Origin of the sequence: Nocardia takedensis NBRC 100417, assembly GCF_000308695.1 — a bacterium.
Classification (GTDB): domain Bacteria; phylum Actinomycetota; class Actinomycetes; order Mycobacteriales; family Mycobacteriaceae; genus Nocardia; species Nocardia takedensis.
This window is the reverse complement of sequence record NZ_BAGG01000245.1, coordinates 1-24,579: the sequence shown is the minus strand read 5'-3', so window position 1 is coordinate 24,579 and position 24,579 is coordinate 1. Positions and strand designations below refer to the sequence as shown.

The 24,579-nt window shown below is 68.0% G+C and carries 27 protein-coding genes; 15 read left to right on the top strand and 12 right to left on the bottom strand.

The window, feature by feature from the left end:
* Positions 1-257: 257 nt before the first annotated feature.
* Positions 258-851 (bottom strand): hypothetical protein, encoded by a 594-nt coding sequence (locus tag ON30_RS29920; protein WP_051030158.1) that lies wholly within the window; start codon positions 849-851, stop codon positions 258-260.
* A gap of 231 nt (positions 852-1,082) precedes the next feature.
* Here ON30_RS29920 and ON30_RS29915 point away from each other — a divergent pair, with 231 nt between their 5' ends.
* From ON30_RS29915 to ON30_RS29900, 4 genes are read left to right on the top strand one after another with little or no spacing between them, the layout of a single operon-like run.
* Positions 1,083-1,610 carry a flavodoxin family protein gene (locus ON30_RS29915; RefSeq protein ID WP_040712849.1) on the top strand — a complete coding sequence of 176 codons (528 nt, stop codon included), beginning with the start codon at positions 1,083-1,085 and terminating at the stop codon, positions 1,608-1,610.
* A gap of 28 nt (positions 1,611-1,638) precedes the next feature.
* Positions 1,639-2,556, top strand: a complete 918-nt coding sequence (locus ON30_RS29910; RefSeq protein WP_083911787.1) for a universal stress protein — start codon at positions 1,639-1,641, stop codon at positions 2,554-2,556.
* Positions 2,557-2,581: 25 nt separating this feature from the next.
* On the top strand, positions 2,582-3,454 hold the full coding sequence (locus tag ON30_RS29905) for a universal stress protein (RefSeq protein ID WP_040712832.1): 873 nt from the start codon (positions 2,582-2,584) through the stop codon (positions 3,452-3,454).
* A gap of 25 nt (positions 3,455-3,479) precedes the next feature.
* Complete coding sequence (locus ON30_RS29900; protein ID WP_051030157.1) at positions 3,480-3,908, top strand: hypothetical protein; 429 nt, start codon at positions 3,480-3,482, stop codon at positions 3,906-3,908.
* On the opposite strand, the gene ON30_RS36585 is transcribed toward ON30_RS29900, so the two are convergent.
* A complete protein-coding gene (locus tag ON30_RS36585) occupies positions 3,909-4,475 on the bottom strand; it encodes an Rv1733c family protein (RefSeq protein WP_169334967.1) in 567 nt (188 codons plus the stop codon).
* Positions 4,476-4,749: 274 nt separating this feature from the next.
* On the opposite strand from ON30_RS36585, the gene ON30_RS29890 reads away from it, so the two are divergent.
* From ON30_RS29890 to ON30_RS29880, 3 genes are all read left to right on the top strand, one after another.
* Positions 4,750-5,013 carry a hypothetical protein gene (locus ON30_RS29890; RefSeq protein ID WP_157183938.1) on the top strand — a complete coding sequence of 88 codons (264 nt, stop codon included), beginning with the start codon at positions 4,750-4,752 and terminating at the stop codon, positions 5,011-5,013.
* Positions 5,014-5,045: 32 nt separating this feature from the next.
* On the top strand, positions 5,046-5,954 hold the full coding sequence (locus ON30_RS29885; protein ID WP_040712829.1) for a universal stress protein: 909 nt from the start codon (positions 5,046-5,048) through the stop codon (positions 5,952-5,954).
* A 131-nt stretch (positions 5,955-6,085) separates the two neighbouring features.
* The gene (locus ON30_RS29880) at positions 6,086-6,496 is read left to right on the top strand and encodes a DUF1003 domain-containing protein (RefSeq protein WP_040712827.1); all 411 of its coding nucleotides are present in this window, start codon (positions 6,086-6,088) and stop codon (positions 6,494-6,496) included.
* A 16-nt stretch (positions 6,497-6,512) separates the two neighbouring features.
* On the opposite strand, the gene ON30_RS29875 is transcribed toward ON30_RS29880, so the two are convergent.
* Together ON30_RS29875 and ON30_RS29870 are read right to left on the bottom strand one after the other, a co-directional pair.
* Positions 6,513-7,403, bottom strand: a complete 891-nt coding sequence (locus tag ON30_RS29875) for a formylglycine-generating enzyme family protein (RefSeq protein WP_040712825.1) — start codon at positions 7,401-7,403, stop codon at positions 6,513-6,515.
* 47 nt (positions 7,404-7,450) lie between these two features.
* Positions 7,451-9,802, bottom strand: coding sequence for an arylsulfatase (locus ON30_RS29870; protein ID WP_040712844.1), 2,352 nt, complete (start codon positions 9,800-9,802; stop codon positions 7,451-7,453).
* A 493-nt stretch (positions 9,803-10,295) separates the two neighbouring features.
* Here ON30_RS29870 and ON30_RS29865 point away from each other — a divergent pair, with 493 nt between their 5' ends.
* Both ON30_RS29865 and ON30_RS29860 read left to right on the top strand, forming a co-directional pair.
* Positions 10,296-11,150, top strand: a complete 855-nt coding sequence (locus ON30_RS29865) for a slipin family protein (RefSeq protein ID WP_040712823.1) — start codon at positions 10,296-10,298, stop codon at positions 11,148-11,150.
* 61 nt (positions 11,151-11,211) lie between these two features.
* Positions 11,212-12,318 carry a GGDEF domain-containing protein gene (locus ON30_RS29860; RefSeq protein WP_040712821.1) on the top strand — a complete coding sequence of 369 codons (1,107 nt, stop codon included), beginning with the start codon at positions 11,212-11,214 and terminating at the stop codon, positions 12,316-12,318.
* On the opposite strand, the gene ON30_RS29855 is transcribed toward ON30_RS29860, so the two are convergent.
* Genes ON30_RS29855 through ON30_RS29830 form a run of 6 tightly spaced genes read right to left on the bottom strand, consistent with a single transcriptional unit; the run spans position 12,280 to position 17,204 of the window.
* The gene (locus ON30_RS29855) at positions 12,280-12,768 is read right to left on the bottom strand and encodes a hydrogenase maturation protease (protein WP_040712820.1); all 489 of its coding nucleotides are present in this window, start codon (positions 12,766-12,768) and stop codon (positions 12,280-12,282) included. The genes ON30_RS29860 and ON30_RS29855 overlap by 39 nt on opposite strands.
* A complete protein-coding gene (locus ON30_RS29850) occupies positions 12,765-14,057 on the bottom strand; it encodes a Ni/Fe hydrogenase subunit alpha (RefSeq protein WP_040712819.1) in 1,293 nt (430 codons plus the stop codon). The genes ON30_RS29855 and ON30_RS29850 overlap by 4 nt, the downstream gene beginning before the upstream one ends.
* Positions 14,041-14,814, bottom strand: coding sequence for an NADH-quinone oxidoreductase subunit B family protein (locus ON30_RS29845; protein WP_040712818.1), 774 nt, complete (start codon positions 14,812-14,814; stop codon positions 14,041-14,043). Before ON30_RS29845 ends, ON30_RS29850 begins: the two co-directional genes overlap by 17 nt.
* Positions 14,814-15,623: an FAD/NAD(P)-binding protein gene (locus tag ON30_RS29840; RefSeq protein WP_040712843.1), complete on the bottom strand. Its 810-nt coding sequence runs from the start codon at positions 15,621-15,623 to the stop codon at positions 14,814-14,816. Before ON30_RS29840 ends, ON30_RS29845 begins: the two co-directional genes overlap by 1 nt.
* 11 nt (positions 15,624-15,634) lie before the next feature.
* On the bottom strand, positions 15,635-16,129 hold the full coding sequence (locus ON30_RS29835; RefSeq protein ID WP_051030154.1) for a Crp/Fnr family transcriptional regulator: 495 nt from the start codon (positions 16,127-16,129) through the stop codon (positions 15,635-15,637).
* Positions 16,116-17,204: a 4Fe-4S dicluster domain-containing protein gene (locus tag ON30_RS29830; RefSeq protein WP_040712839.1), complete on the bottom strand. Its 1,089-nt coding sequence runs from the start codon at positions 17,202-17,204 to the stop codon at positions 16,116-16,118. The genes ON30_RS29835 and ON30_RS29830 overlap by 14 nt, the downstream gene beginning before the upstream one ends.
* A 351-nt stretch (positions 17,205-17,555) precedes the next feature.
* Here ON30_RS29830 and hypF point away from each other — a divergent pair, with 351 nt between their 5' ends.
* From hypF to ON30_RS29805, 5 genes are read left to right on the top strand one after another with little or no spacing between them, the layout of a single operon-like run.
* Positions 17,556-19,934, top strand: a complete 2,379-nt coding sequence (hypF, locus tag ON30_RS29825) for a carbamoyltransferase HypF (protein ID WP_040712817.1) — start codon at positions 17,556-17,558, stop codon at positions 19,932-19,934.
* Positions 19,935-19,952: 18 nt separating this feature from the next.
* Positions 19,953-20,240: a HypC/HybG/HupF family hydrogenase formation chaperone gene (locus ON30_RS29820; protein ID WP_051030153.1), complete on the top strand. Its 288-nt coding sequence runs from the start codon at positions 19,953-19,955 to the stop codon at positions 20,238-20,240.
* Positions 20,237-21,349, top strand: coding sequence for a hydrogenase formation protein HypD (gene hypD, locus ON30_RS29815; RefSeq protein WP_040712816.1), 1,113 nt, complete (start codon positions 20,237-20,239; stop codon positions 21,347-21,349). Before ON30_RS29820 ends, hypD begins: the two co-directional genes overlap by 4 nt.
* Complete coding sequence (gene hypE, locus ON30_RS29810; RefSeq protein WP_051030152.1) at positions 21,342-22,418, top strand: hydrogenase expression/formation protein HypE; 1,077 nt, start codon at positions 21,342-21,344, stop codon at positions 22,416-22,418. The genes hypD and hypE overlap by 8 nt, the downstream gene beginning before the upstream one ends.
* Before the next feature lie 33 nt (positions 22,419-22,451).
* Positions 22,452-22,628: a cold-shock protein gene (locus tag ON30_RS29805; protein ID WP_040712815.1), complete on the top strand. Its 177-nt coding sequence runs from the start codon at positions 22,452-22,454 to the stop codon at positions 22,626-22,628.
* 114 nt (positions 22,629-22,742) lie between these two features.
* On the opposite strand, the gene ON30_RS29800 is transcribed toward ON30_RS29805, so the two are convergent.
* Complete coding sequence (locus ON30_RS29800; protein ID WP_083911785.1) at positions 22,743-23,018, bottom strand: helix-turn-helix domain-containing protein; 276 nt, start codon at positions 23,016-23,018, stop codon at positions 22,743-22,745.
* 623 nt (positions 23,019-23,641) lie between these two features.
* On the opposite strand from ON30_RS29800, the gene ON30_RS39680 reads away from it, so the two are divergent.
* Positions 23,642-23,974: an ANTAR domain-containing protein gene (locus ON30_RS39680; protein ID WP_157183937.1), complete on the top strand. Its 333-nt coding sequence runs from the start codon at positions 23,642-23,644 to the stop codon at positions 23,972-23,974.
* A 310-nt stretch (positions 23,975-24,284) separates the two neighbouring features.
* Here the strand turns inward: ON30_RS39680 and ON30_RS29790 are convergent.
* The coding region (locus ON30_RS29790) for an acyl-CoA thioesterase (RefSeq protein WP_040712812.1) at positions 24,285-24,579 on the bottom strand (295 nt) is incomplete at its 5' end.

Below are 24,579 nucleotides of genomic sequence, written 5' to 3'. Positions count from 1 at the left end.
TAGGAACAGCACTCGTGGCCCGTGCCCACCGACCCGATAGTTGGCGAGGCGACCGTCGATCCGCACCGATCGCCGCCGCATGCCGCGGACACCGTGCTCCGAGCGCTGGAGGGATTGCATACTTCCATTCCACGGCAATCACGCTGCGGTGCCCAGGGCCGTCGGGCCGTGATCGGACATCCCGATGTCACTGTTCGCGGGCCGGCCCCGGTGGAGGCGAGTCCTCATCGCTCGCCGAGCGTGCGGCGGCCCGGGGTTCAGGACGATCCCGAGGGTCGGCGTGCCGCCGGCGGGAGATGTGCGATCCAATCGACCCTGACCAGCAGGACGAGCGCGGCGAGGAACCCGACCTGGATGACGACACCGACGGGCGAGGTGAGCGGGTCGAGGAACGCCGCGCCCAGGTTCCGCTCCGCGACCGAGACAGCCGCGATGTAGAACGAATAGCTGATCAGCCTGCCCACGATGTGCGCGGCCGTGACAGGCAGCAAGCGCACTCCCATCAGGCCGGCGGCCTCGAACAATTGCGCGGAGGGCACCGGCGACACCACGAACAACGCGAGCCCCGCGGCCGAACGCCCGACGTGACCGGTCACGTAGTGAGTGGCCGCCGCCAGGCCGGCGCGGCGGCGAGGATCGAGATGATCGCCGACCCGGCGAGTGGCCAGGGCCAGGACACACCGTCCGGCCCCCGAAGCGACCGCGCCCAGAGCCACCACGGCCACCGGCTCGAGCCGCCAATTCAGCGCCAGCAGGACAACGACCACGGCCGAGGGCGGCCCGAACGCCGGCAGCAGGCCCACCGCGAACACCACCGCGACGAAGCCCAGGTACGGCAGGATCGAATTCACGACGGCTCCCGTCTCCCCGCGACCGGCTCACGTTCGACTCCACCACGCCCTCGCGACAGCACGGCAGAGCACAAAGTCACCCGGTGATCGGGCAGGTCGCCGGCGCGCGGGGACCCTGGTCGGAAGTCCCTCGGCTGGGGGTCGGTTCGGCACTATGGCCGTGCTCCGGGCGCGCTTAGCGTCTACCTCATCAGCGGTTCCCGTTCCCACGCCGATCAGGAGGTGGCCGCCATGCGGGCACGAGTCGTCTACGAATCGATGTTCGGCAACACCCGGGCCGTGGCCGAGGCCGTCGCGGACGGTCTGCGCGAGTACGGCGAGGTCGAGGTCCTCGATGTCGCGGTGGCCGCGCACACTCACCGGACACCCGTCGATCTGCTCGTGGTCGGCGGCCCGACCCACGCGTTCGGCCTCAGCCGTCCCAGGACCCGGGCCGACGCCGCCTCGAAGACCGATTCGCCGATCTGTGTGGAAATCGGGGTGCGGGAATGGCTGGCGGAGGAGCCGAATCCGGATCGGGGAGTTCGCGCCGCGGCGTTCGGTACGAAGGCCGCGAGTCCGAAGTGGCTGCCGGGCTCGGCGGCGCGCGGGGTGGGGCGGCGATTGCGTCGGTCGGGCTACGAACTGGTTGACGCGCCGGTCGACTTCTTCGTCGGCGGACTGGAAGGCCCGCTGCTCACCGGGGAACTGCACCGCGCGCGAGCCTGGGGACACGACTTGGCGCAACGCGAGTCGACCCGCTTGTCCCGACAGGGCTGACGGCGGCGAACCGGACGAGGAGACGATGATGTCCGCGACAGCGAGCGATCCGCACGGCAGCGTCACCGCACCCGTAGTGGTCGGCGTAGTGGGTCCCGGCGCGTCCGACCCGGCGGTGTGCTGGGCCGCCAGGACCGCCGCCCGCGAAGGGCGCAGATTGCGTCTGGTGCACGGTTTGGACCTGACCGCCGCGCATGCCGCCACCGGCGGCTACGAAGTCCTCGGCAAAGGCCCCACCGATTACCTGCGCGAGCACGGCGCCGAAGCGCTCGCGGCAGCACGCAGGCTCGCTCACGCGCTGACCCCGGATCTCCCGATCGACGTCGAGCTGTCCGAGGCGAACCCGGTTTCGCTGCTGATGGCGGCCTCGTCATCGGCCCATATGATCGTGCTCGGCGCGACACCGGGCGTCGGCACCGTAGCCCACCTCGGCTCGGTCCTGCTGAACGTCGTCGCGCACGCGGGCGGCACGGTGGTCGTGGTTCCGCACCTGCAGGCCGACGAACAGATCCGGCAGTTCGGTCCGGTGGTGCTCGGCGTCGACGGCAGCGAGGTGAGCGCCGACGCGGTCGCGATGGCCTTCGCCGAAGCGGACGCCCGCCGCGCGCCGCTCGTGGCGGTGCACAGCTGGAGCGATCTGCGTTTCGACCGGCCCACGGTTCTTCCCGACACCTTCGGCGGCGGCGACGACGTCACCGCCCTCGGGGACCGGCTCGTCGCCGAGAGCCTCGCGGGCTGGCAGGAGAAATATCCCGACGTCTCCGTGATCCGCCGGATCTACCTGGCCAATCCGCGCCATCACCTACGCGAATGGTCGAAGGCCGCGCAACTGCTCGTCGTGGGCAGCCGCGGCCGCGGCGGGCTGGGGGCGCTGGTCCTCGGATCGACCAGCCTGTTCCTCGTCCAACACGCCGACTGCCCCGTCATGGTCGTTCATCCCCACTGAAACCCTCACTCGGAAGCGAGATCCCATGTCCTCCTCCAACGTCGATTCCGCGGTGCTGGTCGGCGCCGACGGCTCGGAGTCCGCGACCGAAGCGGTGCGCTGGGCGGCCCGCACCGCCGCGCGCCACGGATGGCCCCTACACATCGTGTGCGCGATCCACCTACCCGTGGAATACGCGCCAGGCGTCGCGCTCAGCCAACTCGACTACGAGACCTACCGCGACACCGCCACCGCCCAGGTGTCGGCCGCGCGGGAGAGCGCGAGCGCCGCCGCCGCACCGATCCGGCCCATCGACATCAGGACCTCGATCGTCCAGGAACACCCGATTCCCCTGCTGCGCAGGATGTCCGAGGACGCACGCCTGCTGGTCGTCGGCACCCACGGACGCGGCGCGCTGCGCCGCTGGCTGCTCGGATCGGTGAGCACTTCGCTGGCCCACCACGCGCAGTGCCCGGTGGCGGTCGTACCGGCAGCGACCGAGCGGGACACCGAGGCCGCCGACGGTGCGGTAGTGGTCGGCGTGGACGGTTCCCCGGGGAGCGACCTCGCCCTCCAGATCGCCTTCGACGAAGCCTCGATGCGGAACGCGGAGCTGGTGGCGGTACTCACCTGGTCGGAATTCTTTCGATACATCTCTCGCACCGAGATGCAGACCGAGGCCGAGGAACTGCTCGCTCGCAGCATGGCCGGCTACGCCGAAAAGTATCCGGACGTGCGGGTACGGCGCGTCGTCGTGGAAGGCAATCCCGCCGAGAACATCCTGACCGCCGGCGACCCCGCGCGCATGATCGTGGTGGGCAGTCGCGGCCGGGGCGGTTTCGCCGGCATGACGTTGGGCTCGGTGGGCAACGCCGTCCTGCACACCGCCGACTGTCCGGTCATCATCGCCCGGCACTGAGCCGCCGACACCGCGTCTTCGCACCGTGTCCACGCTGTCCGAGCGCCGCGTCGAACGAGGTCTGCTGGCCGTGCTGGCCTGTGTCGCCGCCTTCACGGCCTTCTGGGCCTTCGCCGGCGCGCTCGGACTCGCCTCCGGTGCTGCCGACCTGGGCGCCGAGGTCACCGCGCGCCTGCCGATGCGCAGCCCGGGCTTCGCCGCTGCCATGCTGGTGATCGTGGTCGCGCTGCCCATGACCGTCGCCGCGGTCTCGGCCGTCCGCGCCGATCGGCGGGCACCGCTGGTCTGCGGTGGCAGCGGCGCGGCACTGATGGCCTGGGTCGCGATCCAACCGGCTGTCATCGGCACGGTGTACTGGCTGCAACCGGTGGTCGGTCTACTGGGTGCGGTGCTGTGCGTGACGGCCTTCGCCCTGTGGCGTCACCGTCACCGATCCGCCGATCGGCCGGTCTGATCAGCTCCACTCACCTCGTGCGGACCTGTCGAAGCGCACCCACTCTCGTTCCCAGTTCACCGCGCTGCGTCGTCGGTACCAGGCACGCGTTCCGACGACGGCCCAGAATCCGCAGGCGACCGTGATGCCCAGAACCAGAACGCCGACCGTCACCCCCGTCGTCGGCGCGGCATCAGACCCGCGTGGGGCTTCCGTCGGGGCTCCGTCCGGGCCGAGCCACAGGTCGAAGTGATCGCCGCGTTCGACCGAGCGCCCCACCGGAACCGTGGCGGTGTGCGGGTGATCCCCCTGGTACCACCGAGCGGTGGCGGTCCGCTGCTCGCCCACTGATTTTCGCGGCTCATCGACCACGACCGCCTCCACCACGTGCCGGGAGGACCGCTCGACACGAATCGCGACCGCTTCGGCGGAATACACCGCGGTACCCACCGCCGCGGCGATCGGTACGACGAGAAGCACCGCCGCCACCGCCAGGATCATCACCGCGCCTTCGACGCGTTCGGCACGACGCACGAGCGGATTCGAGTTCCAGGGGCGCAACGACCACACGGCTGCCAAGGGAGTCATCCATTTCCCGGCCATCGCGATACCCGCCTTCCGCGGTCGAACCTGCTATCGCAGCATTACAGCGCCGCGTGCGGACAGGCAGAGAAGAAAGTCATACGCTCAGCGGTCACAGGGCATGGGCGTCCGCACCGGCCCGCCGCGCCGTTCACACGTGTCGAGGGTCCCCCGGTCGAATCACGCCGGACGGAGCTTCGTGTGCGTGCATCCGTTGGTCACCGGGATCAGGGCAGGACGGCTCTGCCCCGAAGCCGACCCGCGGGGCGAGACTCGGAAGATGACTTCTCCCGCACACCGCTTACCGGACGCGAACACCTTGTCGCCGCTCGGTGTGCCCGCGATCCTGCTCGCAGTCGGACTGCTGTTCACCCCCCTGCTGGTTCTCGACGACATCCCCGAATGGACCTCCGACTACGGGGTCCTGGTGTACCCGGTGTTCGTCTTGTACGTCGCCGCCGCACTGCGGCTGCTGTGCTGGGGCGTCGCCCTGCGCCGCGAAGACCGTCGATCTGGTACGAGAATCACGCACCGAAGCCGCTGAGACCGCCCTCGCCCATTCGGAAAGGCCGCGATATGGAATCTCACGCCCCCGCCCGATCGAGTACCGCCGCGGTGGTCGTCGGCGTCAACCGCTCCGACGGCAGCGACATCGCGTTGCGCTGGGCCGCCGAGATCGCCGCCCGGGACCGACGTCCGCTGCACATCGTGCACGGACTCGACCTGCTGTCCTGGCTCTCGGGGCCGGGCGGACGCGACATGGTGCGACCGGAGTTCTTCGAGAGTCTGCGCGAGTACGGCACGACACTGCTGCGCGCCGCGACCGCGGCGGCACGCGAAATCGAACCCGACATCACCGTCACCACCGAGATCTCCGACGACTCACCGGCCCGCCTGCTGATCGAGCGGTCCAAGACCGCGCACCTGGTCGTCCTCGGCGTCACACCCGACACCGGGACCCTCGCACACCTGGGTTCGACACTGCTCGAGGTGACCGGCCACGGTCACGGGTCGATCGCGGTGGTGCGCACCCGCTCCGACGGCCGCATCCTGTACCACGGGCCGGTCGTGGTGGGCATCGACGGCAGCCCGGTCAGCGAATCCGCCATCGCCGCCGCTTTCGCCGAAGCCTCCGCGCGAGGCACCGACCTGGTGGCCGTGCACTCCTGGAGTGACTGGGACACGGGCCGCTTCGCGGATCGCCAAGCCACCGCCCTGGACGCCGACGCGCTCGAGACCGTCGAACAGGCCATCCTCGCCGAACGGCTGGCCGGCTGGCAGGAGAAGTACCCGGACGTGTCGGTAACCCGAAAAGTGTATCTGGCCGGGCCATCCGAGGCACTCACCCAGCAGTCCGAGCGAGCGCAACTGGTTGTCGTCGGCAGTCGGGGCCGAGGCGGCTTCCGCGGCCTCCTGCTGGGTTCCACCGGCAACTTCCTCGTCCAGCACGCCCGCTGCCCTGTCCTGGTCGCCCATCCCGGCTGACTACACCCACCCGAAATGCTCCCCGCCCGAACCGATCTCGAGTCCGAGCGCAAACCCCACCCGCCTGTCGACGGACGGCGGCCACGGTCGATGATCTCGACAGCGACTTCCACCCACTGTCGAGGAGCATCATGCCCCAGCTGCCAAGTCCCGCCCAGCACCCGGTCGTGGTCGACTTCCACGCCAAGCGCCGCGACGATTGGCAGCTGCGCCTTGCCGATTGGATCACTCGCTTCGCCGGATCGATGCCGTTCGTCTACCTCCACACCGTGGTCTTCGCCGCGTGGATGCTCTTCGGCGAACACAGCCCCTGGCCCACCCTGACCCTCGTGGTCTCGCTCGAAGCGATCTTCCTGTCCACCTTCGTCATGATCGGCCAGAACCGCGCCGCCGAATTCCAACGCCTCAAAGCCGATCACGACTTCGCCGAAGAAGAACTCGAACTCAAGACCAACACCGAACTCACCCGCGCCATCCACGCCATGACCGTCGAACTGCACCGACGGATCTTGGAAACACCCGAACAGGGCGGGGTGCGGTGACCGGGCCGCGACACTCTCACGGCATATCCCGCACCACGCACCGGAATCCCAGATGGCAGGTGGCGGTGTCCTCTGTCTGGCCCTGCCGGGCCGCGGGACGATAACGCAGACAGTAGTTGGCGGCGCACAGATACGATCCGCCCTTGACCACACGGCGGGCGAAGCGCTCGTCCGCTTCCGGCGCGGGCGGGTCCCGAGGAGCGCAGCAACTGGACATCACGTGCGCGGAGCGGAAGAAGTCGGCGGTCCACTCCCAGACGTTGCCGGTCATGTCCGAAAGGCCGTAGCCGTTGGGGGCGAAGGATCCGACCGCCGTGGTCCCCGGAACGCGCGCCTGCCCGCGCCCGGGCTGGAACGACCACGGGAACTCCCCGACCCAGATATTGGCCATCCGACGTCCGGTGGGCTCCGGCTCGTCTCCCCACGCGTACGCGGCGGAATCCAAGCCACCTCGCGCGGCGTACTCCCACTCCGCTTCGGTCGGCAACTCCTTACCGGCCCACCGCGCGTACGCTTGGGCGTCGGCAAAGGCGACCTGCGTGACCGGATGACGGTCCAGCCCCTCGAGCGTGCTGTCAGGACCACGTGGATGACGCCAGCTCGCACCCGGCGAGTAGTGCCACCAGCGTCGCCACTGGTCCAGCGGCACCGGTCCGGCGGTGGGTCGGAACACCAACGCGCCGGCGACCAGATCGCCCGGTGCCGCATCGGGGTAGTCCTCGGCGCGCGGGGTGCGCTCGGCGACGGTGCGGTACCCCGTCCGTTTGACGAAGCGACGGAACGCGGCGTTGGTCACCGGGTGCGCGTCGATCCGGAACGACTCCACGCGCACCCGATGCACAGGCCGCTCCTCGGGGAAGAAGTCCGCCGAACCCATCGCGAACTCGCCGCCGGGCACTCGGACCATGCCCCGATATTCTCCAGCGCCGCGCGCGGCGCCCGTCCGGCCCGCGGTCAATCGCGGGAGAACGCCGCGGCCGCCGCCATCTCCAGATCCTCGTACGCGCTGCCGCTGACATCCTCGATGACCTGCCGGACCACACCGCCGGTGAAGGGGAACGGCCCCTGATACCGCGCGCTCACCGAGTGCCCGCCGTCACGCCCGACCCGAACCCCCTCCCCCACGCCGGAGAAGACCGTGGGCTGGATGCGCATGTCCGCGTACCCGCCCACCGGGTCGGCGTCGATGTAGAGCACCGCTTCCCCGCTCGGCGTGAAGCCGTCGCCACGGGTGCCCTGCCGCTGGTAGCGGATGCCCAGGATGTGCTCTCCGGTCGGCACGGCCCGATTCGAGACGAGCACTTGCTCCTCCTCGCCGAGGAAGTTGTACACGTAGCACAACCGACCGTCCTGGAGGTACAGAGCGTGGCCGCCCAACCGGCCGCCGTGGGCGAAAAGCACGCCTCGCGCCGACGGTTCGGTGATCGTCGTCTCGGCGAGCAGCGCGAAGGAACGGCCGCGGATCTCGAGCGCCGCTCCCGGTCCCACCTCGGCGCCGCCCGGGTAGTAGACGACCCGATCGCGTGTCTTGCTGTAGCCCGGCCGCTCTCGGGTCATGGTGGAGATGATGTCGAGGTCGTTGAGCGGCAGTCCGTTGTACTTCTCGGCCTCGGCGAACCAGAGCGCTGTCAACTCCGCCAGCTTCTCGGGATGTTCGGCGGCGAGATCGCGCAGCTGACTGCGGTCGCGTTCCAGATGGAACAGTTCCCAGCGATCGGCGTCGAAATGCCCCCACCCGGAGGGACAGGCCGCGTGGACGGTGTCGGCGAACCACCCGCGATGCCAGATCCCGCGGGTGCCCAGCATCGAGTAGAACTGGGTGTGTTTGCCCACGTCGGCGTCCGCGTCGTCCAACAACGCGCGGAAGCTGACACCTTCGAGAGGCCGCTGCGGGACAGCGCCGACTGTGTCCGGCGATGTGATGCCGAGTAGGTCGTACACGGTGGGCGTGATGTCGCAGACGTTCAGATATTGGTGGCGCAACTCGCCACGCGCGGAGATGCCCGCCGGCCAGGCCATCAGGAGGGGGTCGGCGATGCCGCCCTCGTGCGAGGCGTATCGCTTATACAGCTTGTAGGGCGTGTTGAAGGCCATCGCCCACCCCAAGCTGTAGTGGTTGTAGGTGCCCGGCGACCCTAGTTCGTCCAGTTTCGCCAATCCGTCGTCGATGGTGTCGACATAGCCGTTGAAGAATTTCATCTCGTTGGCCGAGCCGTTCGGGCCGCCCTCGCCGCTGGCCCCGTTGTCCGAGAGAGCGACGATGATCGTGTTCTCGAGCTGCCCGCTCTCCTCGAGATAGTCCAGGACCCGGCCGATCTGCGCGTCGGTGTAGGACAGGAAACCGGCGAACACCTCCGCCTGCCGCCGGAACAGGCGTTTCTCGTCATCGGAGAGCGAATCCCACGGTCGTACGGTGTCCTGCGCGGGCCAGGGTTTGCCGTCCGCGCTGGTCGCCGTCGAATATGGATTCATCGGCGACAAACGGGTGTCCTCGGGCACCAGTCCGAGACGAATCTGATTCGCCAGGACGATCTCCCTATACTTCTCATAGCCCATGTCGAATCGGCCGCGGTACCGATTCGCCCATTCATCGGCGACATGGTGCGGAGCATGACCGCATCCGGGGCACAGGTACAGAAACCAGGGCTTGTCGGGCGCGATCACCTTCGCGTCGCGAACGAATTCGATCGACCTGTCGGCCAGATCCCGTGACAGGTGGTAGCCGTCCTCGGGGGTGTACGGCGGCGAAACCGGATGATTGTCGTAGACGAGGTTCGGGTACCACTGATCGGCCTCCCCGCCGAGGAAACCGTAGAAACGCTCGAAACCACGCCCGAGCGGCCAGTGCCGCTTCGAGGCCGCCAGATTCTCTTCCTCCAGCGGCGTCAGATGCCATTTCCCCACGGCATAGGTGTTCCAGCCCCGCTCACCCAGCACCTCCGAGCACAGTGCGGTCTCCGCGGGAATTCGACCGCACATACCGGGAAAGCCGTCGGTGAACTCCTCGATGGTCGCCATGCCCACCGAGGTCGCGTTGCGACCGGTGAGCAGGGACGCACGACTGGGCGAACACAGCGCGGTGGTGTGGAACTGGGTGAATTGCACCCCGGACTCCGCGATACGCCGCATATTCGGCATCTCCACCAGGCCGCCGTAACAGTCCCAGGTGCCGATACCGATGTCGTCCCACACCAGATACAGCACATTGGGTGCGCCGCTGGGGGCCACGGGTTCGGTATAAGGGGCCCAGTCGGCAACCGAATCACGAATGTCGAGCGCGATGCGCCCGCGAAACTCCTGAGCCATCATCCACCTCCGAAACGGAGAATCTCACGGATTGCCGCATATCCACAGATTGCCACATATCACATGCCGGCCGATCGCGTAGTCAGCCGACCCGAGCGCTTCCCACGTACACTATCGGGCCCCCGGACTCGCGCTAACGGATCGAGCGCGAAGAGATCCTGGATCGGCCGAACCGTGACCACGGTCCCGACTACGTTACGTGGCCGTCACCGAGCATCGGCGCGACCACCGCGCCCACGCCCGCATTGTGCAGGATGTCCACTCGACTCGGACCGACCATCGAGAGCGCACCGTCGAACGGTACGCATCACCACCCTTCTTCGATCGGGAGACCTTCGAACATCGCCGAGCTTCAGCGCGGCGTTCGGTGATCTGCGCGATCCGAAGTGCCCGCCGCCCGAGGCCGTTCGGCACTGTGAAAACCGGGAAATGCGATCGCACACTGGAAATGGCGAGCCTATCGGAGAGAAATTCGCGTCGACAAGGAGAATTCATGAACCCACTCTTGATCATCTCTGTGGCGCTGATCGCGGCACTGATCCTGTTGTCGCTGTCGATTCGCGTGGTGACTCAATACGAGAAAGGAGTCTTGTTCCGCCTCGGCCGCGTGATCGCGGTGCGGGACCCAGGACTCCGTTTCATCATCCCGCTCATCGACAAACTCCGCAAAGTCTCGATGCGCATAGTCACCATGCCGATCCAGTCCCAGGGGATCATCACCCGCGACAACGTGAGCGTCGACATCTCCGCCGTCGCGTATTTCCGCGTCGTCGACGCCGAGAAATCGGTTGTGGCCATCGAGAACGTCCGCGCCGCCATCGACCAGATCGCCCAGACCACGCTCCGCAAGGTCGTCGGGCAGCACACCCTGGACCAGACACTCGCCGAGACCGATGCCATCAACGCCGACATTCGTCAGATTCTCGACACCACCACGCTGGAGTGGGGTGTCGAAGTGACCCTGGTCGAATTGAAGGACATCCAACTGCCCGAGACCATGAAGCGAGCCATGGCCCGACAGGCCGAAGCCGAACGGGAGAAGCGAGCCAAGATCATCGCCGCTGAGGGGGAATCGAGGGCCGCCGCAGCGCTCGGCGAAGCGTCGGACATCATGGTGACGCACCCGATCGCTCTGCAACTACGCAATCTGCAGACCCTTGTCGAGCTGGGCGTCGACAAGAACACCACCGTCGTGTTCCCCGCCCCGCTGATGAGCGCGATCGGCGATATCGGTGCGTTCTTCGCCCGCGAGGCCACCGCCGCCGCGGTCGCGACATCCGCCCCGCAGACCCCACCGGTATCGGCGCAGGCGTCCAACGGAACGGCGGCCACCGCGGCCCCATGCTGATCCGATCCGGGCAGGGATCACCGACGAAATCGTGCGGGCCGGCCGCCCGTAAGGTGGGATCATGAGCGCCGAACGGCTCGCCGTGCGGATGTGGTGGCGAGAAACAGCCGACTACCACTGGCTCCTGAGCACGCTCCGCTCCCATTCGGCATTGAACCCGCTGAAATTCTTGATCGGCACCTGCGGTCTGGGTCTGTCCGCGGTCGCGATCATGCTCATGCTGTCGTCCGAAGGCCCCCAGACCGCCACGGGCCGGACAGCGATCGGGATCATCGCCGCCATCTCGGCCCTGATGGCGTTCCGCTGGTACGCGTTCCCCTGGCCGTCCGCCGCGGTATCGCTGGGCTCGATGGCCATCGCCGACATCGCCATCACCACCGTCTGTCTGCTGGTCCCCGGCCCGGTGGCGATGATCAACATCACCACCCTCATCCTGACCGGCGGGTACATCACGATCTTCCACAGCGCCAAAGCCCTCGCCGCCCATGCGGGATGGTCGCTGCTCTCGGTGCTGATCGTCACGATACGGATGGTCGCCGCCGAGCCGAAGGGGGATGTGCCGCTCGCGATCGCCGCCACGTTGATCATGGTGCTCGCCGTGGTCTTCGTCCTGCCGACACTGCAATTCTTCTTCTGGGTGCTGCGCACCGACGCCTCGTCGGATCCGTTGACGGCTCTGCTGAACCGGCGTGGACTCCAGTTCCACCTACCCAGATTCTTCGAGTCCGGCGCGCCGATCTGCGCCATGATCATCGACATCGATCGATTCAAGGTGGTCAATGACACCTTCGGCCACCAGGAAGGCGACCGGGTGCTGGCCAGAACCGCGGCCCGGCTACGTGCCACGGCCGACCCCGACGCCGTCATCGCGCGGACCGGCGGGGAAGAGTTCACCCTCGTCGACCATCTCGATGCCGCGGCCGCCCGGGCACTGGCCGAGCGTCTCCGACACGCCGTCGAGGGTACGAGTGACACGGCCGTCGCGATCACCGCCAGCGTCGGAGTCTCGGTTTTCGAGCACACCTCGGCAGCCGACGGCCCGCCCTCACCCGAGCGTCTTCTCGATTGCGCCGACACTGCGATGTATCGAGCGAAAGAACAGGGTGGAAACGCCGTCTTCGTCGCAGAACTACCCGAGCCGCCCGCTCGAGCTGCCGGTACCCCGTAGTCGCAGTGCGGTGAGTACGGCGCGTAGGACATCCGGGACAGCGGCGGCGACGGGAGGCGAGAGCCCGACGCCGAGGTCGAGCGATGCCGCTTCGACGGCGACGATCACGAGTTCACCCGGGACACGGTCGAGGACACGTCCCAGCAGCAGCGCGTCCGGTATTCCGAGCGCGTGCGAACTCGCGGGATGGATGCCGTAGGGCATCGAGTCGACGGTGGTCTGCCAGATACGCCCCGGTGTCGAGGGATCACACAGCACCGCGTCGACGACGACAGCCAGTTCGACGCCGGTCCAGGCATCGAGGAGCCCGACCGGTTCTCCGTCACATACTGTCGCCACCACGTTCATCAGGTCGAGCCCGGCGATCCGGCGGGCGATCGCCGGGCCGATTCCATCGTCGCTGCGGTAGTCGTTGCCGACTCCGATGACGGTGGCGCGTGCCGGTGTCACCGGCGCACCCTCTGCAGGTCGAGGAAATGCGCCGAACAAGAGATGCACGGGTCGTAGTTGCGAATGGCGCGTTCGCACAGGGCGGTGAGCGCCGCGTCGTCGAGATCGGGATCGGCGGCGGCGACACGGCGCAGGTCGTCCTCGATCACCGCTTGATTCTGCGAGGTCGGTGGAATGATCGTGGCGGAGCGGATGATTCCGTCGGCGTCGATTTCGTAGCGATGGTAGAGCAATCCACGCGGCGCCTCGCTCAGACCATGCCCCACCCCCGCGCGTGGCAGCACGGGTATCGCGGGACGTGGCGGAGGCTCGTAGTCATCGATGAGCCGCAGCGCCTCGTCGAGTGCGTGAACGACCTCGACGGCTCGAACCAGGATGCTGCGGAACGGGTTGCGGCACTCGTCGCCGAGTCCGATGTCGGCGGCGACTCGGCGGGCCAGCGGTGAGAGCTGCCGAGAACTCACGGTGTACCGCGCCAACGGTCCGGTCAGATAGGGTCGACCGTCGAGAAAGGCGTGCAGAGCGGTGGAATGCGGCACCTGCCGTTCGGTCACGTGCGCGGGAAATTCGTTCGCGGGGAACGACACTCCGGCGGCGGTGCGCACGCCACCACTCTCGATCGCGTATCGGTCAGGAGCGGCCACGGCGACCAGTTCGTGGTCGAGGTGAACGTCGGGGAAGTCGAAACCGGCGACATGGTGGGCGGTGCGAACGGCGAGTTCGAGCGCGGCGCGCAGCTGTTCGGCCAGCGGAACCAGATCGCCGCGGGACGGAACGGAGTAGAACCCGCCGATCCGCACGTTGATCGGATGGATCGGCCGGCCACCCAGCAATTCGAGTAGTGCGTTGCCCGCCTTCTTCACGGCCAAGCCTCTTTCTACGAGCTCGCGGTGGTCCGCGGCCAGCGCGATCGCGTCCGCGTAGCCGTAGAAGTCGGGAATGTGCAGCAGATGGATGTGCAAGGCGTGACTGGAGATCCACTCGCCGCAATACAACAGGCGGCGCAGATCGGCCAGCGGCGGGTCGAGTTCGACTCCGCAGGCGGCCTCGATGGCGTTACAGGCGCTGACCTGGTACGCCACCGGACAGATGCCGCAGATGCGGGAGGTGATGTCCGGTGGTTCGGTGTAGGCGCGCCCGCGCAGGAACGCCTCGAAGAAGCGCGGCGGCTCGTAGATGTTCAGCTCGGCCCGTTCGACCTTCCCGTCGGTGACGGTGACCCGCAGGGCGCCTTCACCTTCCACACGGGCCAACGAGCTGACCGTCAACTGCCTACTCCGGTGGCTCATCGCGATTCCTGTCGGCGAAGTCCGGCTCGGCGGCGGCGAAAGTGGTGAACACACGATCCACATCGTTCACCGACATCCCGTTGACCCGGAGAATCGGTAGCAGCGCCCCCACCGCCGGTTTGGCCATCGGCCCGAAGCAACCGAAGCAGCCCCGATGGAATGCCGGGCAGAGGGCGCCGCATCCGGCCTGGGTGACCGGGCCGAGGCAGGGGATCCCGTCGGCGACCATGACGCAGGTGGTGCCGCGGCGTTTGCATTCGGTGCACACGCTCGTGTTCGGAATATCGGGCTCGCGCCCGGCGAGCAGTGCGGTGAGCGTGCCGAGAAGCTGACGACGGTCGATCGGGCAGCCACGCAACTCGAAATCCACCGGCACGTGCTCGGCGATGGATGTGGAGGTGGCCAGGGTGGAGATGTAGCTCGGTTCGGCGTAGACGATCGAGGTGAATTCGGCGATGTCGGCGAAGTTGCGCAGCGCCTGTATGCCGCCGTGAGCCGCACACGCGCCGATCGCCACGAGGATCCGGGACTGCTCGCGGATCTCCACGATCCGCCGTTGCTCCTGCGCGGTGGTGATGGACCCTTCCACCAGCGACACGTCGTAGGGACCTGGTTCCACCGCACTGGACGCCTCGAGAAAGTGCGCGATCCGGATCTGTCCCGCGAGTGCGAGCAGTTCGTCCTCGCAGTCGAGCAGGCTCAGCTGACAGCCGTCGCAGGAGGTGAACTTCCATACCGCCAAGGTTCGGACTGACATCACAACTCCGGTACGGCCAGTAGGGGTGCGGCGACGGCGTAGTCGACTATCGGGCCGTCGCGACACAGCAGCAGAGGACCGAGCTGGCAGTGCCCGCAGCGGCCCACGCCGCACTGCATATTGCGTTCCAACGACACCCGGATCGCGGTCGCGGGGAGTCCCTTGACCAGCAGTGTGTGAGCGCAGAAACGCATCATCGGCTCGGGCCCGCACAGCAGGGCCGTACTCGCCGAGGGATCGAGATCCAGCCGGTTCAGCGGATCGGTGACGAACCCGACCGCGCCGTTCCAGCCCGGCGCCGGATGATCGACCGTGCGATGCAGTTCTACGCACCCGGCCGCTGCCCACCGATCCTGATCGTGACGGAACAGGATGTCCGACGGGGTCCGGGCCCCGGTCACCAGGATGACGCGGCGAAATGCGTGGCGAGCTTCCAGTGCGGCGAGCACCACCGGACGCAGTGGAGCCAACCCGACACCGCCCCCGACGATCACCAGATCGTGACCGATCGCCGATTCCTGGTTCCAGCCGGTGCCGAACGGGCCACGCACACCGATCAGACCGCCGACCGGTGTCGCGCACAGCGCGCGACTCACCGCTCCGACCGCGCGGATCGTGTGCTCGAGGACAGCGCCTCCGCCGCCGGGGTCGCCGCTGATCGAGATCGCGATCTCCCCGACCCCGAAGCGGTAGAGCATCATGAACTGTCCTGGCCGGAACGGGGGCGCGACCCGATCCAGAGGCTCCATCACCAGTGTCGTGGTGTCGGTGGTCTGCGGCACGCGGTCGGTGACCCGATACCGGAGCATGCTGTCGGCGTTCACGGCAGACTCCGTCCGGTGCGGCCTCGATCCGGCTCGCGTGGGTTGCGGTACAGGTCCAGCAAGCGAGCTCTGGTCGACTGCAGACGTTCGAGCAGAGCCTCGAACAGCATGCGCGTCATGTCGTAGCCGAACCCGGAATCGGCTTCGGCGGCCGTGAGCAGCCGGTCGGCGTCGAATTCGACGGCGGTGACGAGGTCGACGGCGCGCGCGCCGAAATGCCATCGCCGCGGTGGCAGCAGCCAAGACCAGCCGAGAAAGTCACCGCGGCCCAGTGTCTGGATCACGATGTCGCCCTGTCCCGGCACGTGAGCCTCCAGCCGGACACTTCCGTCGATGATCAGCCAGCAATGATCGGCCCGCTGACCTTCTTCGATGAGGCGACTGCCTGCGGTGAAGCGCACCTGGTGACCCGCTCGGGCGAGAACCGCCAGATCGGATCGGCTCAACACAGCGGTCCGGGGCAAGTCCGCCAGGTCGTCAGCGGTGGGCATGATCGGCGAGTTCGGCGAGGGCCGCCACCTCGGCGGTCAGATCGATTCCGGCCGGACACCAAGCGATGCAACGACCGCAGCCGACGCAACCGGAGGTACCGAACTGGTCGTACCAGGTGCTCAGTTTGTGGCTGATCCACTGTCGGTAGCGACTCTCGGCGGACTGTCTGACACTGCCGCCGTGCATATACGAGAAGTCCAACTCGAAACACGACGACCACCGCTCCCACCGTTCGGCGTGATCACCGGTGAGGTCGGTGACGTCCTCGGAGGTGGTGCAGAAGCAGGTGGGACACACCATGGTGCAGTTGGCGCAGGTCAGGCAGCGACTCGCCACATCCTGCCAGTGCGGTGACTCCCGGGAGTCGCGCAGCAGCGCGCGCAGATCGATCTCGGGCATCGCACGCCCCATGCGTCCCGCCGCTGCCGAGACCGCCGCTCGGGCGGCCCGGACCTCGCCGTCGGTCGCCGCGCGTGAGGTCAGATCGGCGAGCACGCGCGCACCGTCCTCGCTACCGACATCGACGACGAACCGATGTCCGGTGCTGTCCACCTGTTCGGTGAGCGCCAGATCGTATCCCGGCGCCACCCCCGGACCGGTGCCCATGGACGCGCAGAAGCACACACCACCCGGCTCGGTGCAGTTCACCGCGACGAGGAACGGGGCGGTCGTCGAGTCCAGCGCGCGGCCCAGGATCGAGATCGCGGCGAGGTCGCAGCCGCGCACGCCCAGGAACGCGTAACGCGCGGGACTGTCCTCGACGCATCCGGTGGAGAGATCCTCGGTGAGCTCACGCGTTCTGCGGCGCGGAGGAAGGAGGAATTCCTTCCACGATCCGGGACCGGCCGAATGCGCGAACACGGCGCTGTCGTCGCGCCGACGTACCCGATATTTTCCCGGTTCGCACTCCACTCCCCACCCGTCGGGCAACTGCGCGCCCGACGTGAGTTCCGACAGCACGATCGCCCCGTCGCGCAATCGAGGTCCGACCACCCGATACCCCTGCTCGATGAGCATCGCGACCAAGCGGTCGAGTCCCGCGCGGTCGATTGTCTCGCTGTTGCCAGGAAGCATGCGGTCCTCGGTTCGTCGCCGCGAGTTGTCGATCCGGAACCCCAGTCTCATCGTCAGGCTCGGTCGGCTGCCAGGGGCGAAAGTCCTCACGGCGAGGTCCGAGGGTCGCTGTTGCCCGCGTGCGCGTTGTGCGATGCTGGACCCAGCGCGATACGTCGGCGTCCGGTTCCACGATCCGGCTCCACCGAACCAGCCAAGCACCGCACAGGACCATCACGGTTCTCGACGAGCAGAGGCGATCATGCGCGAGCTCACCAGGCGACAGCCGACGCCACAGCGTGGACGGACCACTGTCGGGGCAGCCGCACCCGCACCGTGCGGCCCATCCGGGTGCGCACTCGGAGCGCGGCGATGATTCGGCGGCAGCGACGCAGGCTGGTGGTCCGCGGTTTGGTGCAGGGCGTGGGCATGCGGCCTTTCGTTCACACCGCGGCCGCCGAGCTCGCTCTGTCCGGTTGGGTGGGCAACGACAGCGGCGGAGCGTTCATAGAGGTCGAGGGACCCGAGGCGGCGCTGGACGAATTCACCGCGCGGCTGCGACTACGCCCTCCGCCGCTGGCGGTGATCGACTCGATCGACAGCACGGCCGTACCCGCGAATGGTGAGGAGGGATTCCACATCGCCGCCACCACCCGTGGCAGCGGGCGGACCCTGGTATGTCCGGATATCGGCGTCTGTGTCGACTGTGAAGGCGAGCTGCGTGATCCGGGCAACCGGCGATATCGTCACCCCTTCATCAGCTGCACCAACTGCGGGCCGCGTTTCACCATCGTCACCGGCCTGCCGTATGACCGGGAACGGACGACCATGGCGGATTTCGCCATGTGTGACCGGTGCGCACGGGAATACGCCGACCCTGCCGACCGACGCTTCCACACCCAGTCCATCGCCTGCCACGACTGCGGGCCCGAGGTGACCTACCGCGAGCTCGACGGATTCCACGGGCCGGGTCGCCACGCGGCCGCCCCTACCGACGCCGCGCTGATCCGTGCCCGGGCAGTGCTTCGCGCCGGCGGAATTCTCGCTGTCAAGGGTCTCGGCGGCTACCACCTCGCCTGTGATGCCACGAACATCGACGCGGTCAGCGAACTGCGCAGGCGCAAGCGACGGGAGACCAAACCCTTCGCGGTGATGGTCGCGAACCTCGCGGCAGCTCGCCGCATCGTGCTCGTCGACGACACCGCGGCGGCGTTGCTGACAGGCCCGGCGCGTCCGATAGTGCTGCTGCGTCGGCGGACCGAGCCCACCGCCCCGGCGGGCGACGACGGCGAAGGTCGCGCACGCGGCGGCCGACGTCGCGCGCCGGTCGACGCGGTGGCTCCCGGTAATCCGGAACTGGGTGTGATGCTCGCCTACACCCCGCTGCACCTGCTGCTGTTCGGTCTGCACGGTGACTCGCCGGGTCCGCCCGTCCTGGTGATGACTTCCGGCAACCTCGCCGGTGAGCCTCTCTGCTACGAGGACCAGGACGCGCGTGCACGGCTCGCGGGCCTGGCCGATGCCGTGTTGTTCCACGACCGTCGGATCGTGATGCCGTGCGACGACTCGGTGGTGCGCGCGGTCGACGGCGAGGCATTGTCTCTGCGCCGCTCTCGCGGCCATGTTCCCCTCCCACTGACCACACCGTTCCCGCTGCGGTCGAGTCTCGCTGTCGGTGGTGACCCGAAGAACGTCTGCGCGGTCGGCGAGGGAGACTTCGCGTGGCCGAGTCAACACATCGGCGACATGGACGATCCGGCCACGCTGCGCGCATTCGGCGTCATCGAACACCAGTTGGAGGAATCCACCGGTGTGCGCCCGCGGCGGCTGGTCACCGACGCGCACCCCGGCTACCGCTCGACCGGGTGGGCTGTCCGGCAGGCGGCGGGGCGACCTGTGCACACCGTCCAACACCACCACGCCCATGTGGCGTCGGTGATGGGCGAGCACGCGCTCGCCCCTGACGAGTCGGTGCTGGGCATCGCTTTCGACGGCACCGGGTACGGCTCCGACGGCGCTGTATGGGGAGGCGAAGTGCTCGCCGTCCGCTACGCCGCTCACCGACGGCTGGCGCATCTGGCGTACGTTCCGCAGGCCGGCGGTGATGTCAGCGTGCGACGCCCCTACCGCATGGCGTTGGCGCACCTGTGGTCGGCGGGGCTCGGCTGGCCGGAGCGGATCGCATCCGTGCGCGCGTGCCCGCCGATGGAGCGCGATGTGCTGGCGCGCCAATTCACCACCGGATTCGGCTGTGTGCCGACCTCGAGTATGGGACGTCTGTTCGACGCGGTCGCCTCGCTCGCCGGAGTGCGACAGATCATCGACTTCGAAGCCCAGGCCGCCATCGACCTGGAGCACGCGGCGCGTGGGGCGAGCGCGGATTCCGCCGCGTACCGATTTCGTGTGGCCGCCGACCGAGATCCGGCTCCGATCGATTCCGCCCCGGTGGTCGCCGCGGTGGTCCGGGACGCCACCCGCGGTGTTCCCGCCGCCGTGATCGCCGCCCGATTCCACGCGGCCGTCGCGCGCCTGGTCCTCGATCTCGCACTCGTCTTCACCGCTCCGGGACGACTCGATGTGCCGGTGCGGATCGTCGCGCTCGCGGGTGGGGTCTTCCAGAACGCTCTGTTGCTGTCCACCACGCGGACTCTGCTGCGCGAGCACGGTGTCGAAGTCATCTGTGCTCGGCGGCTGCCCCCCAACGACGGCGGGCTCGCCTACGGACAACTGCTCGTCGCGGGCGCGGACTGAACCGAGAGGAGAAGCGATATGTGTCTGGCGGTGCCGGGGCGTGTGCTGAGCCTGTACGAGCACGAGGGCGCGCCGGTCGCGATGGTCGACTTCGGCGGGGTCCGCAAGGAGGTGTGCCTGCAATTCACTCCCGAGGTGACCCTCGGTGAATACGTCATCGTTCACGTGGGATTCGCGATCCAGCGACTCGATGAGGAGTCCGCGCGTCGGACGCTGGAGGAATTCGCACGTCTCGGACTGCTCGACGAGGAGTTCGGGGAGCCGCCGGTCGACACACGACCTCCCGGTCCGCGGGACATGTCATGAAGTATCTGGACGAGTTCAGCGATCCCGGTCCGGCCCGACACCTCGTCGAATCCATCCGCGCCACCGCGACCAGGCGCTGGTCACTGATGGAAGTCTGTGGCGGACAGACACATTCGATAATCCGCCACGGGATCGACCAACTGCTGACGGAACAGGTCGAGATGATCCACGGTCCCGGCTGTCCGGTCTGCGTCACCCCCGTCGCCGTCATCGATCAGGCGCTCGCGATCGCCGCCCGCCCGGAGGTGACCTTCTGCTCCTTCGGGGACATGCTGCGCGTACCGGGCACCGAGAAGGATCTGTTCCGTGTCAAGAGCGAGGGCGGCGACGTACGGGTCGTGTATTCCCCACTGGACGCCCTACAGATCGCCGAATCCGAACCCGGTCGTGAAGTGGTGTTCTTCGGTATCGGGTTCGAGACGACAGCGCCCGCCAACGCGATGGCGGTCCACCGGGCACGACGACTCGGACTGCGGAACTTCTCGATGCTGGTCTCCCACGCGCTGGTTCCCGCGGCGATCCGCGCGGTCATGGCATCGCCCAGGTGCCGGGTCCAAGGGTTCCTGCTGGCCGGTCATGTCTGCACGGTGATGGGCTTGGCGCAGTACCCGCCGCTGGCGAGCCGGTTCCATGTGCCCATGGTCGTCACCGGATTCGAGCCACTCGACGTCCTCGAAGGGATCCGACGCACCGTGGTCCAACTGGAGTCGGGTCACCACGAGGTCGAGAACGCCTATCCGAGAGCGGTCGCCGCCGCGGGGAATCCGGCGGCCAAGGCGATGCTGGCCGACGTCTTCGAGCCGACCGACCGGATGTGGCGGGGCATCGGCGTCATCGCGAACAGCGGATGGCGCCTGTCGGCGCGCTACCGCGACCACGACGCCGCCCTCCGCTTCGACGCGAACGCGCCGAGCGACCCCGAACCGACGATCTGCCGGTCGGGAGAAGTGCTGCAGGGCCTCGTCAAACCCCACCAGTGCGCCGCGTTCGGGCGGCAGTGCACGCCTCGCAATCCTCTGGGCGCCACTATGGTGTCCGCGGAGGGCGCGTGCGCGGCCTACTACCGTTACAGGCGGCTGGATCCACGCGAGGAGACCGCCCGTGGATGACCGTCCCGAATCGGCGATCGCGCCGACGACCGAGCAATGGTCCTGCCCCGCCCCACTACGGGACTCGCCGACGATCGTCATGGGCCACGGCGGTGGCGGCGCGATGTCGGGGGAACTCGTCGAGCACTTGTTCCTACCCGCCTTCGGCACTGCGGCCGCCACCGAACTCGGCGACTCGGCGATCGTGACCATCGGCGAGAACCGAATGGCCTTCACCACGGACACGTTCGTTGTCCGCCCGATCGTGTTCCCAGGCGGCACGATCGGGGACCTCGCGGTCAACGGCACCGTGAACGATCTGGCCGTGGCGGGGGCGCGGCCGCTGGCGTTGTCGACCGCGTTCATCCTGGAAGAGGGCACAGCGCTGGCAGAGATCGCCGAAGTCGCGCAGGCGCTCGGCGCCGCGGCCCTCGCCGCGGGCGTGGCCCTGGTCACCGGTGATACGAAAGTCGTCGACGCGGGCCACGGCGACGGCATCTTCATCAACACCAGCGGCATCGGCCTCATCGCTGCGGGTGTCGACATTCGCGCAGAACGAGTGCGCCCCGGAGACGCGGTGCTGGTCAGCGGTGAGATCGGAATGCACGGGATCGCGGTGCTCAGTGTCAGGGAAGGACTGCGCTTCGATACGCCAGTACACAGCGACACCGCCGCCTTGCACGAACTGGTGGCCGCGATGCTGGCCACCGGGGCGGATGTGCACATGATGCGCGATCCCACCCGAGGTGGCCTCGCAGCCACGGTCAACGAGATCGCGCGGGCCGCCGAGGTCGGAATCGTGCTGGAGGAAACGCTGTTGCCGGTGCCGCCCGCGGTACGCGACGTCTGCGGACTCCTCGGGCTCGATCCGATGTACATAGCCAACGAAGGCAAGCTGGTCGCGTTCGTGGCTCCGCGCGACGCCCAGCGGGTGCTGGCGGCGATGCGCGCCCATCCGCTCGGAACCGAAGCTCGGATCGTCGGAGAATGCGTAGCGCGACATCCCGGGATGGTGGTCGCGCGGACAGCGCTGGGCGGCAACCGAGTTGTGGACCTGCCCATCGGTGAACAACTACCACGGATCTGTTGAACGACATCGCCGCATCTGCTCTAGCCAGACAGGCTGCATAACGTCAGTCCCCTCTTCATCGCCCAGGACGAAGGTGGCCCGGACGTCTTCGTGCATTACTCGGCCGTGACCGGCTCGGGTTACAAATCCCTCGATGAGGGGCAGCGTGTCGAGTTCTCGGTGGAGCAGGGCCAGAAGCGCCCGCAAGCCCAGGACGTCCGCGCCATCTGATTCCGCGGCCAACGCGTGATTGGTTTGTGAAGAGCTTCGCACCGGTGGGTGCGGAGCTCTTTTCGCTCGGCCCCGGATGGCTGGAGGTTCGAGCGGCGGCGTTCGAGGGCGAGTTCAGTCCGGTGGCCGGGTCGGTTGGGTGTCGCGGGTCAGTTCCGCGTTGCGGGCCAGGGCCGCGGCGAGTTGGTCTTCGAGTTCGATGATCCGGCAGGCGGCTTCCAGGGCGGTGCCGCGGTCCATGAGTTCGCGGGCGCGGGCGGCCAGGCGGAGTTGGTGGCGGGAGTAGCGGCGGTGTCCGCCCGCCGAGCGTTGGGGCGCGAGGAGTTCGGCAGCGCCAAGCGAGCGTAGGAACGCTTGGGTGACGCCGAGGATCTCCGCGGCGCGGCCCATGCTGTAGGCGGGGTAGTGGTCGTCGTCGAGTTTCTCGCCGGCGGACTCGCCCCCGGTCGAGGCCGGACTGTTTTCAGGGGGCACAACACCTCACAGGGGAGTCGGGCAACGCCGACGGGCCCCGGCGCACGATGCGCCGGGGCCCGGGATCTACAAAGGATGTTTCGTTCGAGAGGGTGTTCAGGACCGGCTCGTTCCGCCGACTCGTGTTGTCGCCGTCGAACCAGCGGCCCGTAATCGGGCGTTCTCGGAAGAGCTGAGTGACTGGTGCAGTGGCCACCTCCCTGATCGATCGAACCTACTGTCTGCGGTAGTGCCCGTCCCGCTCCGGCGGTCCGGTCGAGTGCACCGGATTCTCTTCTCCGCCGGGGGACGGTCTTTCTGCTCTTCCGGGCAGTTCACCTGCCCGGCCAACTCGATCTCGTTCATTCCGACGACAGCGACTATAGAAGCTCCGACCCACAATGTCTACAGTCAGCGGTACAGAATTTTTCGTGTCGCGGTCGCGGTTCACCTGCCCCCGCGATGTGCGGTAGTAGTGGGAGAGCAGGTGCCCTCCGATACCGGCTCGGTCGGGGTCCGCGCGGGATCACGAAGACCACACGACACGGGACATTCTCCAGATGAGCGAGGACCAGGCGGGGCGACCGCCATCGGAAGGACCGGCCTACCACAGCACCGACCACACGGGACCGGGCTGCGGTCGACGGCGCACGACACCGGACCCGCACGGTGCGGGCGGCGCGGTGATCGAAGAGGCCACAGGAGCATTGATGGCCGCCCACGGCATCGACGCCGCACAGGCGCTCGACATGCTGACCGGCTGGGCCGAGTTCAGCGACACCGCGTTACCGGCCACTGCCGAACGAATCCTGACCACCCTCAGCGGCGGCGCGGACCTCGCACTGCGTACTCGCTTCACCCATCTCCTGCTCACCGCCCACGAACGGATCTGAGAACGCGGCCGAGGGCCGGCCGCAGGACCTACCCGACACCATGGGTGGCTTACCAGGTGGTCGGGCAGGTCCTGCGGGACAACACGGCGAAGCGGGGGCGCGCGGCGTCGAGGTGGTCGCGACCCGGTACGAGTTCGTTCGGTGCGTTCGAGGTCGCGGTGCGCGGGCAGGGCGATCATGTGCGGCGACCTCCAAGGTCTCCGACGGTCGTCATGTCGATCCACCTTCCCGCCCCTGCGCCCCCGGCACGGGGTCCTGATCGCCGAGGCTGGTTCATGAATTTCGTCGCGGCCCATCTGCGGGTCCGGCGTCAGCGGCGGATGCCCATCACCCCGGTGACCGGCGCGGCCCACTCCAGCTTGCCGGACACGGTGATCAGCTCGTCCAGCTCCGCGGCGAGATCGTGCGGCATCGGGGCGGAGCGGCGTTCGTGCAGGTCGACGTGGACCAACAGGATCTCCAGGGTGTTGGCGAGGCGGTCCCGGCCCTGGTCGACCAGGAAGGTCATCATGTGCACCGCCTTGGCGCTGCGCTCGAGCACCCGGGTGTGTACCGCGAGCGAATCCCCCAGTCGCAGCTCGCTGTGGTAGCGCAGGTGGTGCTCG

What these genes read in the sequence shown, in the direction of transcription:
- ON30_RS29915 (WP_040712849.1), top strand. Translation starts at nt 1,083, where the DNA reads ATGCGGGCACGAGTCGTCTACGAATCGATGTTCGGCAACACCCGGGCC.
- ON30_RS29910 (WP_083911787.1), top strand. Translation starts at nt 1,639, where the DNA reads ATGTCCGCGACAGCGAGCGATCCGCACGGCAGCGTCACCGCACCCGTA.
- ON30_RS29905 (WP_040712832.1), top strand. Translation starts at nt 2,582, where the DNA reads ATGTCCTCCTCCAACGTCGATTCCGCGGTGCTGGTCGGCGCCGACGGC.
- ON30_RS36585 (WP_169334967.1), bottom strand. Translation starts at nt 4,475, where the DNA reads ATGACTCCCTTGGCAGCCGTGTGGTCGTTGCGCCCCTGGAACTCGAAT.
- ON30_RS29890 (WP_157183938.1), top strand. Translation starts at nt 4,750, where the DNA reads ATGACTTCTCCCGCACACCGCTTACCGGACGCGAACACCTTGTCGCCG.
- ON30_RS29885 (WP_040712829.1), top strand. Translation starts at nt 5,046, where the DNA reads ATGGAATCTCACGCCCCCGCCCGATCGAGTACCGCCGCGGTGGTCGTC.
- ON30_RS29880 (WP_040712827.1), top strand. Translation starts at nt 6,086, where the DNA reads ATGCCCCAGCTGCCAAGTCCCGCCCAGCACCCGGTCGTGGTCGACTTC.
- ON30_RS29875 (WP_040712825.1), bottom strand. Translation starts at nt 7,403, where the DNA reads ATGGTCCGAGTGCCCGGCGGCGAGTTCGCGATGGGTTCGGCGGACTTC.
- ON30_RS29870 (WP_040712844.1), bottom strand. Translation starts at nt 9,802, where the DNA reads ATGGCTCAGGAGTTTCGCGGGCGCATCGCGCTCGACATTCGTGATTCG.
- ON30_RS29865 (WP_040712823.1), top strand. Translation starts at nt 10,296, where the DNA reads ATGAACCCACTCTTGATCATCTCTGTGGCGCTGATCGCGGCACTGATC.
- ON30_RS29860 (WP_040712821.1), top strand. Translation starts at nt 11,212, where the DNA reads ATGAGCGCCGAACGGCTCGCCGTGCGGATGTGGTGGCGAGAAACAGCC.
- ON30_RS29850 (WP_040712819.1), bottom strand. Translation starts at nt 14,057, where the DNA reads ATGAGCCACCGGAGTAGGCAGTTGACGGTCAGCTCGTTGGCCCGTGTG.
- ON30_RS29845 (WP_040712818.1), bottom strand. Translation starts at nt 14,814, where the DNA reads ATGTCAGTCCGAACCTTGGCGGTATGGAAGTTCACCTCCTGCGACGGC.
- ON30_RS29840 (WP_040712843.1), bottom strand. Translation starts at nt 15,623, where the DNA reads ATGCTCCGGTATCGGGTCACCGACCGCGTGCCGCAGACCACCGACACC.
- ON30_RS29835 (WP_051030154.1), bottom strand. Translation starts at nt 16,129, where the DNA reads ATGCCCACCGCTGACGACCTGGCGGACTTGCCCCGGACCGCTGTGTTG.
- ON30_RS29830 (WP_040712839.1), bottom strand. Translation starts at nt 17,204, where the DNA reads ATGCTTCCTGGCAACAGCGAGACAATCGACCGCGCGGGACTCGACCGC.
- hypF (WP_040712817.1), top strand. Translation starts at nt 17,556, where the DNA reads ATGATTCGGCGGCAGCGACGCAGGCTGGTGGTCCGCGGTTTGGTGCAG.
- ON30_RS29820 (WP_051030153.1), top strand. Translation starts at nt 19,953, where the DNA reads ATGTGTCTGGCGGTGCCGGGGCGTGTGCTGAGCCTGTACGAGCACGAG.
- hypD (WP_040712816.1), top strand. Translation starts at nt 20,237, where the DNA reads ATGAAGTATCTGGACGAGTTCAGCGATCCCGGTCCGGCCCGACACCTC.
- ON30_RS29800 (WP_083911785.1), bottom strand. Translation starts at nt 23,018, where the DNA reads ATGGGCCGCGCCGCGGAGATCCTCGGCGTCACCCAAGCGTTCCTACGC.
- ON30_RS39680 (WP_157183937.1), top strand. Translation starts at nt 23,642, where the DNA reads ATGAGCGAGGACCAGGCGGGGCGACCGCCATCGGAAGGACCGGCCTAC.